The following is a 15693-nucleotide window of genomic DNA, read 5'->3' as shown; positions in this document are numbered from 1 at the left end:
GATAGATTCTTTAGAAGGACGTTTTTTTAGGCGTTTATTGCCTTACATGAAGAAAAAAGGTTCAGTCGAGTAGCCGAACAGTATCCACTCATATCCAACAATTGGAGAAAATTTGCGGTCAAAAAACTGTTTCATCGATATCAGATATGCAGAAGGTAACCTTACATCGGGTTGTGTTCACAATATCAAGATTTATAAAAGCGGCTGAACAGGATAAATCTAAGTCAACCGATTTTTAATCCTTATCGACTTCCACCGTTATGCTCCATACCCACCATCGACATCGAAGACAGTACCGGTAACATAAGACGCCTCAGGGCTAGCTAAGAATTGGATGCCTGCTGCAACTTCTTCTGCATCTGCAAAACGTTTGATTGCTAAGGTTGAAATTATTGCAGGTTTGGCTTCGGCATATGGCGCTGCCATATCCGTTTCCATGCCGCCTGCCTGAATGACGTTTACGGTAATGTTTCGTGGCGCCAAATCCCTTGCAGCACCTTTGGAGTAGCCAACAACAGCAGCTTTGGTCGCTGCGTAGTCGGCCAGACCTGGATGACCTGTTCGAGAAGCAACACCAGAGCCGACGGTAATGATTCGGCCGCCGTCTTCCATGACTTTTACAGCTGCGCGAATGAGGGCGATAACCCCTGTAACATTGACCGCATATTGATGATCCAGAGCAGCAATATCAATATCCGGGCTATCAATTGGGATTCCTTGATAAGCAACTGCCGCGTTATTAACAAGAATATCTAAGCGTCCCATCGTTTCAACAATACGCTGAATCAATTCATCAGCTTTATGGGCATCAGCTTGGTTAGATTGAATGGCAAATGCTCGAACCCCTTTAGCTTCTGCTTCACGTACCACAGCATTCGCTTTATCATTCGAACTCGATGAGACATAAGTAATGACAACATTGGCTCCTTGCTCAGCCAGTGCCAGAGCAGTTACAGCGCCTAGACCACGCGAACCGCCTGTTACCAAGGCAACTTTTCCTGCAAGTTTATTTAATGTATTTTTCAATTTCATCTCTCCTCTCGGATTAAAATATTCACAATACCATTCGGTATAGTGAATTCCTATTCACCTTACTTCCAAAATGTGTAAAAGTCAAGCGTAAAACATCATGTATTGTTTAAGACGTTTATTTTATGAGTCAAATCATGTACACTAAACGTTATCTATAGTTAGTTTTAATGTGGGGAGATGTTTAAATGCCAAGGGGGAATTTTCGCGCATTCGATACAGATGCAGCTTTGGACCGAGCTTTGAAAGTGTTCTGGGAAAGAGGGTATGAAGGTTCTTCTCTCACAGTGTTGACTAAAGCTTTAGGCATCAGTCGGCCTAGTTTATATGCTGCCTACGGCAATAAAGAACAATTATTTCAAAAAGTATTAGATCGTTATGAAGTTGGGCCGATGATGTTTCGGACTTATGCCATGCAAGAGCCGAATGCCCGTGCAGTTGCCGAGCACCTGCTCTATGGAACGATTGAGAATATAACCAATGAGGACACACCTAGTGGTTGTCTTTTCGTGCAAGCTGCCCTATCTTGCGGAGAAGAATCCGAAGATATACGTCAGGAATTAAATATGCGCAGGGCCTCGACGGAACAAGCACTCAGCAGACGATTCGCACAAGCTGTTGACGACGGCGACTTGCCATCCCATACGGACCCAGATCGTCTAGCGAGATACGTAACGACTGTCCAGCATGGGCTTTGTGTGCAAGCCACCGGTGGAGCCACTCGCGAAGAACTGCTGGAAGTAGTCGATATGGCAATGATGGCTTGGCCAAAGAATTCTTAAATATGATGCACAAAACCTCCTTTTATTGGTTATTACCAACCAACCCCCAACAGAACCGGAATTCATCGGTTAAATTGGGGGTCTTGCTTTGTATGGCCTTTACCTTTTAAATAAATATATTCCACTTTTTATTATCCATTTCCTTCTTCTACTAATCTGCCCCGTTAACGGAATAACAAAAAAAAGAGCTGAGTAATTAGCTCTTGATATTGAAGTAAAGCCCCCGTTAGTTCAACAAGAGTTCTAATATTTTTTGCGTTTGTTTATCATTTATTTCGTAATAACCATTCTTATTACTACTTAGAAGAGTCTTGTTCTTACCAAATTCTTCGAAGACGTCAATAACCTCCGTAGATTTATCTTTGTAGGTTAGTTGAATCTTGTATCTTGGTTCAGTTGCAATTTTGTACTCAGCATTTAGGTGATTTGCTCTATTCAAGATACCTCTAATAGTAGCTATCTTTCCTTTATCAGTTGTAGTTTTTCCATCTTCAAATGCTTCATCATATTTTTGTATTGTCATACTTTCAATTTTCGAAAACCCATTATAAAACATATTAAATCCTATAACGAATATAAAAACTACCATTATCAATATCAATATCTTTTTTTTCATATTACTCCCCCCTCTTTAGAATTAACCTCAACGTTATATTCTATCGTCTTCTACAACTAACCTGCCCGATAGTTCCATAACAAAAAGCTACATTAAATATTGGTCCGATCTTCAGCTAACGCACCCGTCAGTTCAACAAGGATTAAAGTTTTTATGAAACCCTTCAATTTAGGTTAAAAACCCGTAAATATTAGCAAGAAAAGCTAATAATCCGGAAACAATAAATAAAGTTTTAACTAACCAATAATTAAAAATATGAGGTAAAGGGGTGATTGTTATCAAAAATTCTAGACCTTCATCTTGGTTTTGGTAATTTTTCTTTGTTAAATAAAATATCCCTGCCCATATTAACGTAATGCCAGTAACTAAAACTACTGTCATCCCAATAAATTTCCCCACCCTGCATATCCCATAAAGTAATTATATTTGAAAATAAACTAACTTATTTAACTAACTTATTTGGAGTAAAGCCCCCGTTAGTTGAATAAAGTTTATTAATTCACCGTAAACCTATCTTCGTTCATAATGATTTTTACAAGGTCCTCTAAATCAGCATCATTATATCAACTATCAACCTATCTGGAAATCATTCGAATGTATAAAATCAAGTAACATTTTACAAACGAAACCACCTCACGAAAAATAACCCTAGACGGTAACATAGCTTTTAAAAAGATAATTGTGATGTACTTCGCTTGAATAAACCTGTTTCGATAGTTGGCTTGCATGGAACCACGCATCGCCAATTGGCGCAATCGGCAAGTAACTTGTCTCCCTTTACTAGTTACAGAAAGACATGGGGCAGGTAATATATAACTGTCCCACCAATTAGATAGATTATAATCACAATCAAAACTAGTGAATGTTTACATAGATAAAAGAAAGAAGGCTCATGGTATGACATCTCATACTCGAATTAAAATCCCGGCAGGATTTTGGGAAGGATTACGCCAACTAGGAATAACCGCCAACGACGTAGTTCAACAAGCACAACTGCCCCTCACCATTCTTACTGCACCAGTTGTCCCCACCGCCCAATACTTAGCAATCTGGCAGGCTTATTCCGATATCATGGATGACACTGCCAAGGGGATCATCAAGCTTGCGACCGTCTTCGAACCTGCGCAATATCCGCCGTCCGTCTTAGCAACGTATCACGCTCGTGACTACCGCGACGCTCTCAAACGAATGGCTCGATACAAACAACTTTGCCCCCCCGAAATTTTGCGCATAAACGAGGAAGATGAACACTGCACAATTGAACTGGATTGGTTGAATACCGAGCAATCCGGCCCGCCCTTGCTAGTTGGGATTACGCTGGCATTTCTTCTGGAGCTAGGGCGTCGGGGAACAGGCCAACCCTTGATGGCAAGTTCTGTAGAATTCTCGCAGCCGATGGGCGATGTTCAGGCACTTGAAGCTTACTTCGGTTGCCCGATACAGATCGGTGCAAATGGTAATCGGCTGACGCTACATCGAAGAGACCTGGACCGTCCCTTTGTCTCGTACAACGCAGATTTGTTGGAAATCCTGACACCCGTTCTGGACCGATCGTTGGGTGAGCATCAACGTATCATCCCCATTACAGAGATAGTTAAGTGGATCATTAAGCGTAGTCTAACAGGAGGGCGCCCCGACATACAGACGATCGCGAGGGAGATGGGGATGAGCGATCGTACCTTACAGCGCCGGCTTACTGATGAGGGCAGGAGCTTCAAGCACCTCTTGGCAGAAGTCCGTCAAGAGCAGGCACGAGTGTATTTAACAGACATCTCGCTCGATATTAAAGAAGTCGCCTTCCTGATGGGATATGAAGACCAGAACTCGTTCTACCGCGCCTTCCGCCAATGGGAAGGTGTTACTCCCTCTCATTGGCGCGCTGAACATTTAGGTACACAGACTCGATAAATGGATGGGCCTTAATAGTGAGTTTTTTCATATAAAAAGGGGAAATGTATGATGGATATGGGATTAAACAACAAAACAGCTCTAGTTACTGGATCAACAAAGGGCATAGGTAAAGCAATTGCCATAGAACTGGCCAGAGAAGGCGTTAATGTACTAATCAACGGAAGAAATTTCGAAGATGTAGAACGTACTGTTAATGAAATCAAGTCGGATTTTCCAGATACCTTTCCTCGAAATGCTACAGCAGATATTGTGGATATTCAACAAAGAGAAGCTTTATTCAAGGAATATCCCACTATTGATATTTTGGTTAACAGTATGGGTATTTATGAAGTGATGGACTATGAGGACGTGGACGATGAAATATGGGAAAAATACTTCCGCACCAACGTTCTTGCTGCAAATGGGTTATCTAAATTCTATTTACCAAAAATGCTGAAAAATAACGATGGTCGCATTATCTTTATTGCGAGTGAAGAAGCCATTATGCCTTCTGGACAAATGCCACAGTATTGCATGACAAAATCAATGCTATTGTCCTTGTCAAAAAGCTTATCGAAATTAACAATTGAAACAGAAGTTACAGTAAATACAATTTTACCGGGGCCAACACTCTCTGAAAATGTGCAGCAAATCATTGACGGTATCTACCCTAATGAAGATATGACGTTTTCAGAAAAGGAGAAAGAATTCATGACTACAAACCTACCACAATCTGAAATACAGCGATTTATCAGGCCAAGTGAAATAGGCCGACTAACTGCATTTGTATGTAGTCCTTATGCATCCTCCTTTAAAGGTTCTCCAATCCGTATGGATGGGGGGATGGTACCGACTATTTTTTAACGCTTCCTTTCAATTTAGATTGGGGGATGCGGGGCAGAAGCATTCCAAAAGGTCTCCGGGCTGGCAGTCTCGACAGTTCTGTTACGCCATTTTCCTTTTAGCCAGCATCACATCCTGCCACATCACTCACCTCAGTAAGTCGTTCTCTGATTTTATCCCGACGGCCTCTTGTAGAAGTCTTTGAAGAACAGCCGCAAACGCCGCAATCACCATCGGCGCAAAAATCATCACCATTCCAACTAGGATAAGACCCGGTGCATCATCATTCTCCGCTAAGATAAAGACAAATGGTAAGCCGATTACATAAAGACCACTGATTATGAGGGCACAGTTTTTGATTTTCGTTAGAGCTCTAACAGATAACTCCGAGAAAGCCTGGTTCTTGTCAATATAACGCAAAAGGGTAAACGATTGATAAAGAGCGAAGTAGAATGGAATGACTGACAGATACATCACTACTAGAATTCCATATACCACATAGGCCAAGCCCCATCCTCGATCTGCTGCTTCATTGGCTTCATTCGCAATCTGAGGCAACACAAATAGGCACAAAGCAAGAACTGGAGTGCCAATGAAAATCACAGCCACCTTCAAAAAGAGTGTCGAACTTCGTTTCATAGAAAAGCACCTCATTTGTTTTAATGTCCATTGAACCTAACACGATTTTTATCGTAAAACAAAGGCAGAAACGTTGATTTAACAACATTTCTGCCTCTTGAAAATCCACTGGAATAAGATTATACAGCCCCTCTATACCTTTGATTACCTCTACTCATTATTACCCTTAAAAAAACGTTAAAGTTGTACAAGCATTTTAAAGTCTTTGTGTTTTCTTCCACCCGCTTCATATTCTATTACTTCTTTTCTTTCAAAACCAAATTGTTCATATAATGCAATTGCAATTTGATTATCGACAGAAGCACTTGTATAAAGTGGTACATGACCATATTTATTAATAAAAAACTCTATAAACCTTTGTATGACCATTTTCCCTATTCCTTTGTTTTGATCGTTCACATCAATCATAAATCTGCTCATTGACCATCCGTTAAGTTCATAATCAAAATCATATAAAATAAAACCAACCATTTTATTATCACAATAAACCCCTAATGGGTATAGATCTGGTTCATATGCACTTTGTACTAATGAAAAAATATTAGGGGCGACAAAGTTCTCCTGTTCTTTATGTAAGCGAAGTTCTATGCACTCGTTATAATTTGATTGATCAATTACCTTAAACTCAATATTCATCTGGACCTCCCAGGAATCTTTTTATTTTTTAGGCTATGTTAAAGGTAATGGTGATTTAATAATGCTCAAAAAAATGAGCAGGAAAATGTATCTCCAAGCTCATTTTATTTATTACAGGTATAAATCCCGATTCTTACTAAGCAAGGCTTTGATTGAAGTATTTTTTTATCTTAACTTTGAGTAGTAAATGTCTTTTTAAACCTTCTGTACTCGATAAAAAGCAATAATAAAAATCCGCATAACACACCAAAAGGAGCTGAATAGGTAACAGGCCCACCAATAAAGATAAAACTTGAAATAAATCCCGCTATAAATAATAACGCAAAAAATAATATTTCCCATTTTCCCTTTATAAAAAAGGCTCTAACATACATTGAATTCACCTACTGTCTTATTGTTTTTGGCTTTTTTATTCAACTAATCTGCCCCGTTATTTCTATAAGAAATACGGTATGTAAACAATGAAAAGAGATAACAATATTCATCTTCTTTTTTCAGAAGGTGAGTATCTATATCTTTAGATTTTTGTAAAGTGAATGCCAAAGTTGACTCAAATGATATCTTATTAACCTATAAAGCTACGTGTTAAAGATATTTATCTCATTTTGATAGAAACTGGTTTGAGTAGAAAAAGACCAGTATTTTCATCAAATTCTCCAACCGTAGCAATGATACGAATATTAAGACCTACTCCAAAAGGATCAGGGATATTATCTCCTGTAAGATGTAAATCATAATAATTAACATCTTTAAATTGGAATTGAGGTCCTGAGAAAGTTGTTGTACTATAATCTCCAGCAAAAATTAAATAATTAAATCTTGTTTCATTATTTCCGTGTTTACTCACATTAGCGGTATTCCCATCAAACTCAATGGTTCTTCCAGCATACTTCTGAGCAAATTCTTTAAAAAGAGGACTAGACTCGTCTTTTGTGCTAAGTATTTCCGCTAATTCTTTGTTGCTATCTACTGTTAAGATTTCTTCTTCCGTCTTTTCCGCACTTGAATTATCTTTTACCTCAGATTCTGCTACACTCTCAGTTTCTTCTTTTTTGAATGTGTGATACTTAATAATGACTTCTGTATCCGAAGATACCCATTCATCTGGAGAATAATCAACATCGCCACCAACAGATACTTCTTCAACCTCTTCATCTTTTGTTAGCCACCCTGTAATTAAATCCTCCAGTTTTTCTGTTTTAATATTCGTGAAACCTTGTTCTTCAAAATCATTAATAACATCTTGGTGATTTCTACCTTCTTGGATACTTGAACCTGACGGCGTTTTTGCTTCACCTTCATGTTCATTCGAATTTCCACCACATCCCGCTAATGCAATAACAAAAATACAGGCAATAAGAACACTAACTAATTTCTTCATTTTTGACTATCCTCCAATTAACATATTTATCGCCCATTTAAGATTGTATTAATTAACCTTTATATAAAAATAATGATGAATTTACATCAAAATGAAGCTATAAATGCAATTAACCAAACTAATAAAGTGGAGAGTTTGCTTACCACCAATTATTACAAACTTATAGAATTCAGACAATCCTTTATATTCCAGATAATGGACCAATTATTGAATGAAGGTCAAACAGCAGTCTTCAGCTATCCTGCCCCGTTAGTTGAAGTGTAACATTTCACAAGCAATACCACCTTACTAAAAATCAACCCTTACCTTTAACATAGACTAACGAAAAAAAGGCAAGCCCAAAAGTCATTGTCTGACTTTTGGGGCTTACCCTTTCTAAGAAATTATGAATTTCGAGGATCCATTCATTTAATCAGACCCTATTTTCATTCATGCCTTTACGAATACGGTCTTAATAGACGTGTAAAACTCTTTTGCCGCTTCCCCCTGCTCACGGGAATGGGAACTGGATTGTTTCATCCCCCCGAATGGGGCTTGAAGTTCAACTCCAGCTGATTCGGCGTTAATCCGTACGAGACCAGCATCCATTTCATTAATGAAGGAAAGCATGTGACCAATATTTTTGGTGAAAATAGAAGCACTTAGCCCAAACTTCACGTCGTTTGCAATGTGGACGGCTTCTTCCAACGTCTCCACTTTGATCAGGGCAAGCACGGGTCCGAAGATTTCCTCTTGAGCGATCGTCATGCTGTTACTAACGTTTTCGAAGACAGCGGGTTCCATAAAGAATCCATCGGCTAATTCCCCATCCTCTATACGTTTACCGCCGTGAATCAACGTTGCGCCTTCTTCGATTCCTTTCTTAACGTATGATAGTGCTGTATTAAGCTGATTCTCACTTGCACATGGACCCATCCATACATCTTCATTCAAGCCATTGCCAATTTTTATTTCCTTTATCTTCTCAATCAGTTTATTTTTAAACTCCTCATACACTTCACTTTGGACGATTACCCGGCTTGTGGCCGTACATTTCTGACCTGTGGAACGGAGACCTCCGCTAATCGTTGCTTCTACGGCCTGGGTTAAATCGGCGTCATTGGCCACGATGACAGGGTTCTTCCCGCCCATTTCCAACTGATATTTAGCACCACGCTTGAAAGCCCCCAGTCCAATCGATTTACCGACCGAATCAGACCCCGTGAATGTAACCGCATTAATATCCGGGTGATCGGTAATCGCCTGACCAATGACAGACCCCGGTCCTGTTACCATATTAATCGTCCCCACCGGAAGCCCCGCCTCATCAAAACATTCCATTACTTTGGCGGCGGTTACGGCCGCTTCTTGAGCCGGTTTCAGAATAACGGCATTTCCATAGATGAGTGCCGGTGCCATTTTCCAGATAGGGATGGCTACTGGGAAATTCCAAGGCGTGATCACACCTACAACTCCTAGGGGAACACGAGTCGTGAACATCAGGGCTTCGGAATCCGATGGAGGAATCACATCACCTATCTTCCTCATTCCCTCTCCTGCATAATAACGTAGGATTGCGACACCCCTAGCTGTTTCCCCTTTTGCTTCGGGGAACGTTTTTCCCATTTCACGCGTCATTGTTTCCGCAATTTCATCGATCCGTCGCTCGATTGCATTCGCGGCCTTATACAAAAACTCCCCACGGGCAGCACCGGATAGTTTCTTCCAATACACTTGGGCTTTTTTCGCAGCAAGCACAGCATCATCCAGATCTTCTTTCCCAGACTGCTGTACATACCCGACGACTTCATGACGATTGGCTGGATTGATACTCGTATCGACCTTTTGAATAGAAGCCGATACCCATTTACCATTGATATAGTTTAAATACGTTTTTTCATCCGTTTTTACGTTCATCATATATACCCCCATATTCCTTGTAATGGTTTAATCGTGAAATAAATTAATTGAATAGTTAATTATTGTTATTGCACAAGTGTTTTCTACAAAATCAGTACACCACCTGCTTTAATCAAACTAAAATGTTCTTCGGCAGCTTTACATTATTTTTCAAGACACCGATTCCAGAGACTTCAATTTCAATCCGGTCTCCATCCAATAAGGTAAAGTCATTTTCCGGAATGATGCACGTTCCCGTCAACAATACAGTGCCGTCAAAAATTTGATTGTCGCGAATGAGGAACGAGACTAGTTCATGGTATTTTCTTTTTAACTGGCTGGTATTCGCTTGTCCCTCTACTTTAAGCTCGTCATTCCGGTAGATTCTACAGGTGATGTCGAAATCATAAGGATCTTTCACGGACTCGGCAAGGAGGATGGCTGGCCCGATGGAACAGGAGTTTTTCCACATTTTCGCTTGTGGGAGATAAAGAGGGTTCTCTCCTTCAATGTCACGACAGCTCATGTCATTCCCAATCGTATATCCAAGAATGCCACCTTCCCGGTCGATGACAAGGCCCAATTCTGGCTCGGGGATCTGCCAATTGGAGTCACTGCGTAAATATACGTCCTTCCCTGGGCCAACTGTACGCGCGGCCGTGGACTTAAAGAAAATTTCCGGACGTTCCGCCTCATAGATCTTGTCATAGAAAGTAGTGGCATCAAGCCTTCCATCTGTCGCTTCATAGTTACGGGCATCGCGGCTACGCTCATATGTAACGCCAGACGCCCATACTTCTTCCGCTACAATGGGAACGAGTAATGATAAATCTTCTAATGGTTGTTGAATAGGCATTGATGTAGAAAGGAAATTTTCTATGAAAGAGAGTGGGGATACTTGTTGCTCGTTTGCCTGTTGGATTAGTTCAATCAAGCCTTCTTGAGGAAGGGGATATACTTCTCCCCCATTGGTAACAGCTGCTAGCGTTGCATTTGAGTGCTCATTGATATATCGGATAATCCGCATTAAATAGCCTCCTTTTGTTTTATAATATAAAACACAGTTTTTATATATAGACAAAAGAGAAGGGAACCACCTTCTATGAAATTGGTATCCCATTCCCCATTTGCTCTGATAATTCTAAGGCCGCCTGTTTCAGTTGTTCGATGAAAATGTCTAACTGAGAATCATTTATGCGACCAACGAGTGTAGAAAGACTAATCGCTGCAATAACCTTATTCTCATGATTTCGAATAGGCGCTGCAATACAACGAACGCCAGGCTCATTTTCCTGGTTATCGATGGCGTACCCTTGAGATCGAACTTGTTGAAGCTCACGCATGAATTTAGATTCCTCCGTAATGGTAAGCTCCGTTTGTTTTAAATAGACATATTCATGTAGAATTTTTTTAATTTCTTCCGGATCTTTAAAGGCGATTAACGCTTTACCAACAGCGGAGCAGTGAAGTGGAATTCGTTTTCCTATTTTTGAATAAAGAATAACAGCCATAGGGCCTTCCACTTTATCAATATATACCCCTTCTTTTCCGTCCAATATAACCAAGTGAGTTGTCTGTCCGGTTTTTGCCGATAAATCCATTAAGTATTTTTTTGATAAATCCCTGACGTCCAAGGACTGTATGACATAGTTCCCTCTTTCAAAAAGCTTCATTCCCAATCCATACTTCCCATTCTCAGGATTCTGGCTGATATAGCCATGATTTAAAAGCGTTTTCAATAAAGAATGGATGGTACTCTTGTGAAGTCCCATTTGATTACTGATATCTGTTATCTTCAATTCTGTTGTATGTTCGTCAAACAAATCGAGAATGCGAAGAGCGCGATCTACTGATTGAATAACAGGCATGATTGTCACCTACTTGTTTTAAATTATGAAACTCGGTTTTATAATGACGAAATTTTCTCATAATTCAATATAATACTAGATTTTTGGAAAAGTCAAGAAGCAATATTACTTACATGGAATTTTTTTCGTCCCATAAATAATTGGATTGAATCCATTTATGTACCTACATAAAATTATGATGATTCGGATTATTCTTCAGATGACCCCTCCTGGATTACGTCATTATTATCTAGGTAAAACTTCTTATAAATATACGGTTTTTTCCTACGAAAAAATTAATTGACTTTTCAGAAAATATATGATTACTTTAGATTACATCATAAGTTTTTTATAGATGAACGTTGTTTTATATTATAAAACAAAAGGAGGTTTCTCAGAGAACTTCGAAGATAAATATAGATTTATAGGGAATGAATACCGGAATATTGCGTGATTTACTTGCGATGAAAGCGAAAATCTAATTGCGGAGGTTTATATATATGTCATTTCAATCAATATTTGGCGATGAGGATGTCTCTCTTTACAAAATTCAAACGCATGCAAAAGGGGCAGATGGTTCACTCCCCCTTACTTCCGAAATGTTGTTAGAATCACCAAGTGGTGACCTTTTTGGATTATCTCAAAATGTTGGAATGGGATGGTCAGCTTCAAACCTCCTTGGAAAACAAGTCCTCATCCTCGGTACTCAAGGGGGAATTAGGGATCATGATGGTACGCCTATTGCATTAGGCTATCATACCGGCCATTGGGAAATAGGCCTATTAATGAAGGCGGCAGCCGAAGAGATTAGTAAACAAGGCGGCGTTCCCTTTGCAGGATTCGTAAGTGACCCATGTGATGGCCGTACTCAAGGAACGACCGGGATGTTTGATTCCCTTCCGTATCGAAACGATGCAGCCATCGTTTATCGAAGATTAATCCGATCATTGCCTACAGGTCGGGCAGTTATTGGAGTCGCTACATGTGATAAAGGTCTTCCAGCCATGATGGTCGCTTTAGCATCCATGCACGACTTGCCAACTGTCATCGTCCCTGGAGGTGTTACGCTCCCACCTACCAATGGAGAAGATGCAGGAAAGATCCAAACCATCGGGGCACGATACGCAAACAACGAAATCACGTTGCAAGAAGCTGCCGACCTCGGTTGCCGTGCGTGTGCAACACCAGGCGGTGGCTGTCAATTCCTTGGTACGGCTGGCACATCCCAAGTCGTGGCAGAGGCCCTTGGAATGGCCTTACCTCACTCGGCACTAGCCCCTTCAGGCCAACCAGTATGGGTGGAGATGGCAAAGCAATCAGCACGTGCAGCTTTAGAATTGGAGAAGAGAAAAATATCCACCAAGGATATTATTACGGATAAAGCAATCGAAAATGCGATGGTGATTCACGCAGCTTTCGGAGGTTCCACAAACTTATTACTTCATATTCCAGCCATTGCCCATGCAGCTAAATGCAAGTTACCAACTGTTGAAGATTGGACTCGAATCAATAAGAAAGTCCCCCGCCTAGTCGATGTACTGCCAAATGGTCCAACTGGCCATACAACCGTAAAGGTATTCCTGGCAGGTGGAGTCCCGGAAGTTATGCTTCATTTAAGAAAATTGGGTGTCTTGCATGAAGATGTACTAACAGTTACCGGCGAAACCCTTGGTGCAAACCTCGATTGGTGGGAACAATCAGAACGACGGGCCATGATGAAGAAACAACTGTTAGAAAATGATGGGATCAACCCTGATGACGTGATCATGGACCCAGCCATAGCAAAAGAAAAAGGGCTAACGTCTACCGTAACATTCCCGAAAGGAAATATTGCTCCTGAAGGATCCGTCATTAAATCCACTTCCATTGATCCATCCGTAGTGGGAGAAGATGGAGTATATCGCCATACAGGAAAAGCCAAAGTGTTCACTTCAGAAAAGTCCGCTATAAAAGCGATTAAAACAGGAGGCATACAAGCAGGAGATGTAATGGTCGTTATGGGCGGCGGTCCTTCAGGAACGGGGATGGAGGAAACCTATCAACTAACATCGGCCTTAAAACATCTGTCTTACGGAAAACATGTCTCCTTGATTACGGATGCGCGTTTTTCTGGTGTCTCTACAGGCGCATGCATTGGACACATTGGACCGGAGGCCTTGGCTGGGGGAGCAATAGGAAAATTGCGTGACGGAGATATCATTGAAATCATCGTCGATCGCAATCAATTAGCGGGTTCCGTCAATTTCGTCGGAACGGAGAATGAAAGACTTTCTTTAGAAGAGGCCACTACAGTCTTAGAAGCACGTGACCTTCACCCGGACCTTAGACCGGATCCCAAACTTCCAGATGATACTCGTTTATGGGCTGCACTTCAATCAGTGAGTGGAGGAACTTGGCGTGGGAATATCTATGATACAGATCGAATTATTGAAGTTCTACAAGCTGGAATAAAAGCATTGGGTGAAGAAAAAACGCTCGTTCAGAATTAATGTATTTCTGTTCAACTTTGGTACTTTTTAACACTCTCCCTATCTCCTAAGAAACTGGATGATGAAGTACGCTGACTTTTACAAAATGAAAGCGGTTACTATTTGACTGGTAAACAAAAGAGCATAGCCATCCTAGAGTCATTATTTTCGTAGTTTAAGCAAACTGAAAAATTTAATTATTTTATGGGGGTATAGTATGCCATTACTTATAGTAGCGTTTGGGATTATCCTGTTGCTCATTTTGATTACTGGATTCAAGTTAAATACATTCGTTTCATTGATTGTTGTCTCTTTTGTTGTCTCTTTAGCACTAGGGACGCCTTTAAAGGATATCGTGACAACCATTGAAGGTGGATTAGGCGGTACACTTGGCCATATTGCTTTAATCTTTGGGCTTGGAGCCATGCTCGGTCGATTAATTGCCGATGCAGGGGGAGCCCAGCGTATCGCCATGACCTTAATTAACAAATTTGGCGAAGATAAAATTCAATGGGCTGTTGTGGTTGCCTCTTTTATCGTCGGGATCGCCCTATTCTTTGAAGTGGGATTAGTATTATTGATTCCGATTGTATTCACCATGGCCAAAGAACTGAAAGTTTCGATTCTGCACCTAGGTATCCCCATGGCTGCAGCCTTATTAGCCACACATAGTTTCCTACCCCCACATCCAGGTCCAACCGTCATAGCTGGTGAATATGGTGCAGATATTGGATTGGTGTTACTTTACGGGATCATCGTCGCCATACCAACCGTCATCCTTGCAGGTCCCCTCTATACGAAGTTTGCTAAAAAAATTGTTCCAGATGCATTCAAGAAAACAGGTAATATCGCTTCTTTAGGCGAACAAAAAACATTCAAACTGGAAGAAACGCCTGGTTTCGGTATAAGTGTATTGACTGCCATGTTCCCTGTTTTATTAATGGCGATCGCTACCATCCTTGATATGGTTCAAAAATCAGTAGGGTTTGAGGATAATACATTAATAGAAATCGTTCGCCTGATCGGAAACGCTTCGACTGCCATGTTGTTATCTTTATTCCTTGCCTTCTATACGATGGGAATCGCAAGAAAGACTCCTATCAGGGATGTGATGGCTTCCTGTACCTCATCCATTGCAGCAATCGGGATGATGCTCTTGATCATTGGAGGCGGCGGTGCCTTCAAGCAAGTACTCATCACTGGGGGTGTAGGAGATTACGTGGCCGAATTATTTACAGGCAGTGCCATGTCACCGATCATCCTTGCCTGGTTAGTCGCTGCCATATTACGGGTTTCGTTAGGATCAGCCACAGTTGCCGCCATTTCCACTGCAGGATTAGTCATCCCCATCCTGGCTCAATACGATGTGAATCTAGCCTTGGTAACGCTCGCAACGGGAGCAGGCAGTTCCATTTGCTCACATGTGAATGACGCAGGATTTTGGATGATTAAAGAATACTTTGGACTAAGCATGAAAGAAACATTCTCAACATGGACCGTACTATCCACGATCACTTCTTTATCAGGATTAGGATTCATTTTATTATTAAACTCATCCCTGATTATCGCAGGAATCATCATCGTTCTCATTATAATAGGAGCCGTGTATTTCAGTATGACGGGCCGACCTAAAGATAAAGGAAACACAGTCGGAATATAAAAACGTAAAGAGTCTATATAGTGA

General features: G+C 40.8%; 14 protein-coding genes. 5 read left to right on the top strand and 9 right to left on the bottom strand.

Translation table 11 applies throughout. The features are described 5' to 3' along the window. Nucleotides 1-258: 258 nt before the first annotated feature. Complete coding sequence (locus tag ACIQXQ_RS11540; protein ID WP_402957533.1) at nucleotides 259-1026, bottom strand: SDR family NAD(P)-dependent oxidoreductase; 768 nt, start codon at nucleotides 1024-1026, stop codon at nucleotides 259-261. Nucleotides 1027-1217: 191 nt separating this feature from the next. Between ACIQXQ_RS11540 and ACIQXQ_RS11535 the strand changes: the two genes are divergently transcribed. Beyond that, complete coding sequence (locus ACIQXQ_RS11535) at nucleotides 1218-1811, top strand: TetR/AcrR family transcriptional regulator (protein ID WP_402957531.1); 594 nt, start codon at nucleotides 1218-1220, stop codon at nucleotides 1809-1811. A 226-nt stretch (nucleotides 1812-2037) separates the two neighbouring features. On the opposite strand, the gene ACIQXQ_RS11530 is transcribed toward ACIQXQ_RS11535, so the two are convergent. Together ACIQXQ_RS11530 and ACIQXQ_RS11525 are read right to left on the bottom strand one after the other, a co-directional pair. Continuing rightward, entirely contained in the window at nucleotides 2038-2427 is a 390-nt protein-coding gene (locus tag ACIQXQ_RS11530; protein WP_402957529.1) for a YhfM domain-containing protein, read from the bottom strand. A gap of 168 nt (nucleotides 2428-2595) precedes the next feature. Further along, nucleotides 2596-2808, bottom strand: a complete 213-nt coding sequence (locus tag ACIQXQ_RS11525) for a hypothetical protein (RefSeq protein WP_402957527.1) — start codon at nucleotides 2806-2808, stop codon at nucleotides 2596-2598. A gap of 516 nt (nucleotides 2809-3324) precedes the next feature. Here ACIQXQ_RS11525 and ACIQXQ_RS11520 point away from each other — a divergent pair. Together ACIQXQ_RS11520 and ACIQXQ_RS11515 are read left to right on the top strand one after the other, a co-directional pair. Then, on the top strand, nucleotides 3325-4335 hold the full coding sequence (locus ACIQXQ_RS11520; protein ID WP_402957525.1) for an AraC family transcriptional regulator: 1011 nt from the start codon (nucleotides 3325-3327) through the stop codon (nucleotides 4333-4335). A gap of 51 nt (nucleotides 4336-4386) precedes the next feature. Beyond that, nucleotides 4387-5181 (top strand): SDR family NAD(P)-dependent oxidoreductase, encoded by a 795-nt coding sequence (locus ACIQXQ_RS11515; RefSeq protein ID WP_402957523.1) that lies wholly within the window; start codon nucleotides 4387-4389, stop codon nucleotides 5179-5181. Nucleotides 5182-5307: 126 nt separating this feature from the next. Here the strand turns inward: ACIQXQ_RS11515 and ACIQXQ_RS11510 are convergent, their stop codons facing one another. From ACIQXQ_RS11510 to ACIQXQ_RS11485, 6 genes are all read right to left on the bottom strand, one after another. Then, nucleotides 5308-5799, bottom strand: coding sequence for a DUF2975 domain-containing protein (locus ACIQXQ_RS11510; RefSeq protein ID WP_402957521.1), 492 nt, complete (start codon nucleotides 5797-5799; stop codon nucleotides 5308-5310). Between the two features lie 177 nt (nucleotides 5800-5976). Continuing rightward, nucleotides 5977-6435, bottom strand: coding sequence for a GNAT family N-acetyltransferase (locus tag ACIQXQ_RS11505; protein WP_402873426.1), 459 nt, complete (start codon nucleotides 6433-6435; stop codon nucleotides 5977-5979). Nucleotides 6436-7030: 595 nt separating this feature from the next. Further along, entirely contained in the window at nucleotides 7031-7816 is a 786-nt protein-coding gene (locus ACIQXQ_RS11500; RefSeq protein ID WP_402873423.1) for a DUF4839 domain-containing protein, read from the bottom strand. A gap of 429 nt (nucleotides 7817-8245) precedes the next feature. Next, the gene (gene gucD / locus ACIQXQ_RS11495; protein WP_402957519.1) at nucleotides 8246-9712 is read right to left on the bottom strand and encodes an alpha-ketoglutaric semialdehyde dehydrogenase GucD; all 1467 of its coding nucleotides are present in this window, start codon (nucleotides 9710-9712) and stop codon (nucleotides 8246-8248) included. A gap of 115 nt (nucleotides 9713-9827) precedes the next feature. Beyond that, the gene (locus ACIQXQ_RS11490) at nucleotides 9828-10721 is read right to left on the bottom strand and encodes a fumarylacetoacetate hydrolase family protein (protein ID WP_402957517.1); all 894 of its coding nucleotides are present in this window, start codon (nucleotides 10719-10721) and stop codon (nucleotides 9828-9830) included. A 73-nt stretch (nucleotides 10722-10794) separates the two neighbouring features. Next, entirely contained in the window at nucleotides 10795-11562 is a 768-nt protein-coding gene (locus tag ACIQXQ_RS11485) for an IclR family transcriptional regulator (RefSeq protein ID WP_402957513.1), read from the bottom strand. A 479-nt stretch (nucleotides 11563-12041) separates the two neighbouring features. Between ACIQXQ_RS11485 and ACIQXQ_RS11480 the strand changes: the two genes are divergently transcribed. Beyond that, nucleotides 12042-14030, top strand: a complete 1989-nt coding sequence (locus tag ACIQXQ_RS11480) for a YjhG/YagF family D-xylonate dehydratase (protein ID WP_402957511.1) — start codon at nucleotides 12042-12044, stop codon at nucleotides 14028-14030. Between the two features lie 196 nt (nucleotides 14031-14226). Next, on the top strand, nucleotides 14227-15669 hold the full coding sequence (locus ACIQXQ_RS11475; protein ID WP_402957509.1) for a GntP family permease: 1443 nt from the start codon (nucleotides 14227-14229) through the stop codon (nucleotides 15667-15669). The last annotated feature ends 24 nt before the right edge of the window (nucleotides 15670-15693 follow it).

It is taken from the genome of Peribacillus sp. NPDC097198, from assembly GCF_044762055.1.
Classification (GTDB): domain Bacteria; phylum Bacillota; class Bacilli; order Bacillales; family DSM-1321; genus Peribacillus.
The sequence above is the reverse complement of the archived record's forward strand: the minus strand, read 5'-3'. Positions and strand labels throughout refer to the sequence as shown.

Bases quoted from the DNA above. Each gene is read 5' to 3' on its own strand.
- ACIQXQ_RS11535 (WP_402957531.1), top strand. From the start codon at position 1,218: ATGCCAAGGGGGAATTTTCGCGCATTCGATACAGATGCAGCTTTGGAC.
- ACIQXQ_RS11530 (WP_402957529.1), bottom strand. From the start codon at position 2,427: ATGAAAAAAAAGATATTGATATTGATAATGGTAGTTTTTATATTCGTT.
- ACIQXQ_RS11525 (WP_402957527.1), bottom strand. From the start codon at position 2,808: ATGACAGTAGTTTTAGTTACTGGCATTACGTTAATATGGGCAGGGATA.
- ACIQXQ_RS11520 (WP_402957525.1), top strand. From the start codon at position 3,325: ATGACATCTCATACTCGAATTAAAATCCCGGCAGGATTTTGGGAAGGA.
- ACIQXQ_RS11515 (WP_402957523.1), top strand. From the start codon at position 4,387: ATGGATATGGGATTAAACAACAAAACAGCTCTAGTTACTGGATCAACA.
- ACIQXQ_RS11510 (WP_402957521.1), bottom strand. From the start codon at position 5,799: ATGAAACGAAGTTCGACACTCTTTTTGAAGGTGGCTGTGATTTTCATT.
- ACIQXQ_RS11505 (WP_402873426.1), bottom strand. From the start codon at position 6,435: ATGAATATTGAGTTTAAGGTAATTGATCAATCAAATTATAACGAGTGC.
- ACIQXQ_RS11500 (WP_402873423.1), bottom strand. From the start codon at position 7,816: ATGAAGAAATTAGTTAGTGTTCTTATTGCCTGTATTTTTGTTATTGCA.
- gucD (WP_402957519.1), bottom strand. From the start codon at position 9,712: ATGAACGTAAAAACGGATGAAAAAACGTATTTAAACTATATCAATGGT.
- ACIQXQ_RS11490 (WP_402957517.1), bottom strand. From the start codon at position 10,721: ATGCGGATTATCCGATATATCAATGAGCACTCAAATGCAACGCTAGCA.
- ACIQXQ_RS11485 (WP_402957513.1), bottom strand. From the start codon at position 11,562: ATGCCTGTTATTCAATCAGTAGATCGCGCTCTTCGCATTCTCGATTTG.
- ACIQXQ_RS11480 (WP_402957511.1), top strand. From the start codon at position 12,042: ATGTCATTTCAATCAATATTTGGCGATGAGGATGTCTCTCTTTACAAA.
- ACIQXQ_RS11475 (WP_402957509.1), top strand. From the start codon at position 14,227: ATGCCATTACTTATAGTAGCGTTTGGGATTATCCTGTTGCTCATTTTG.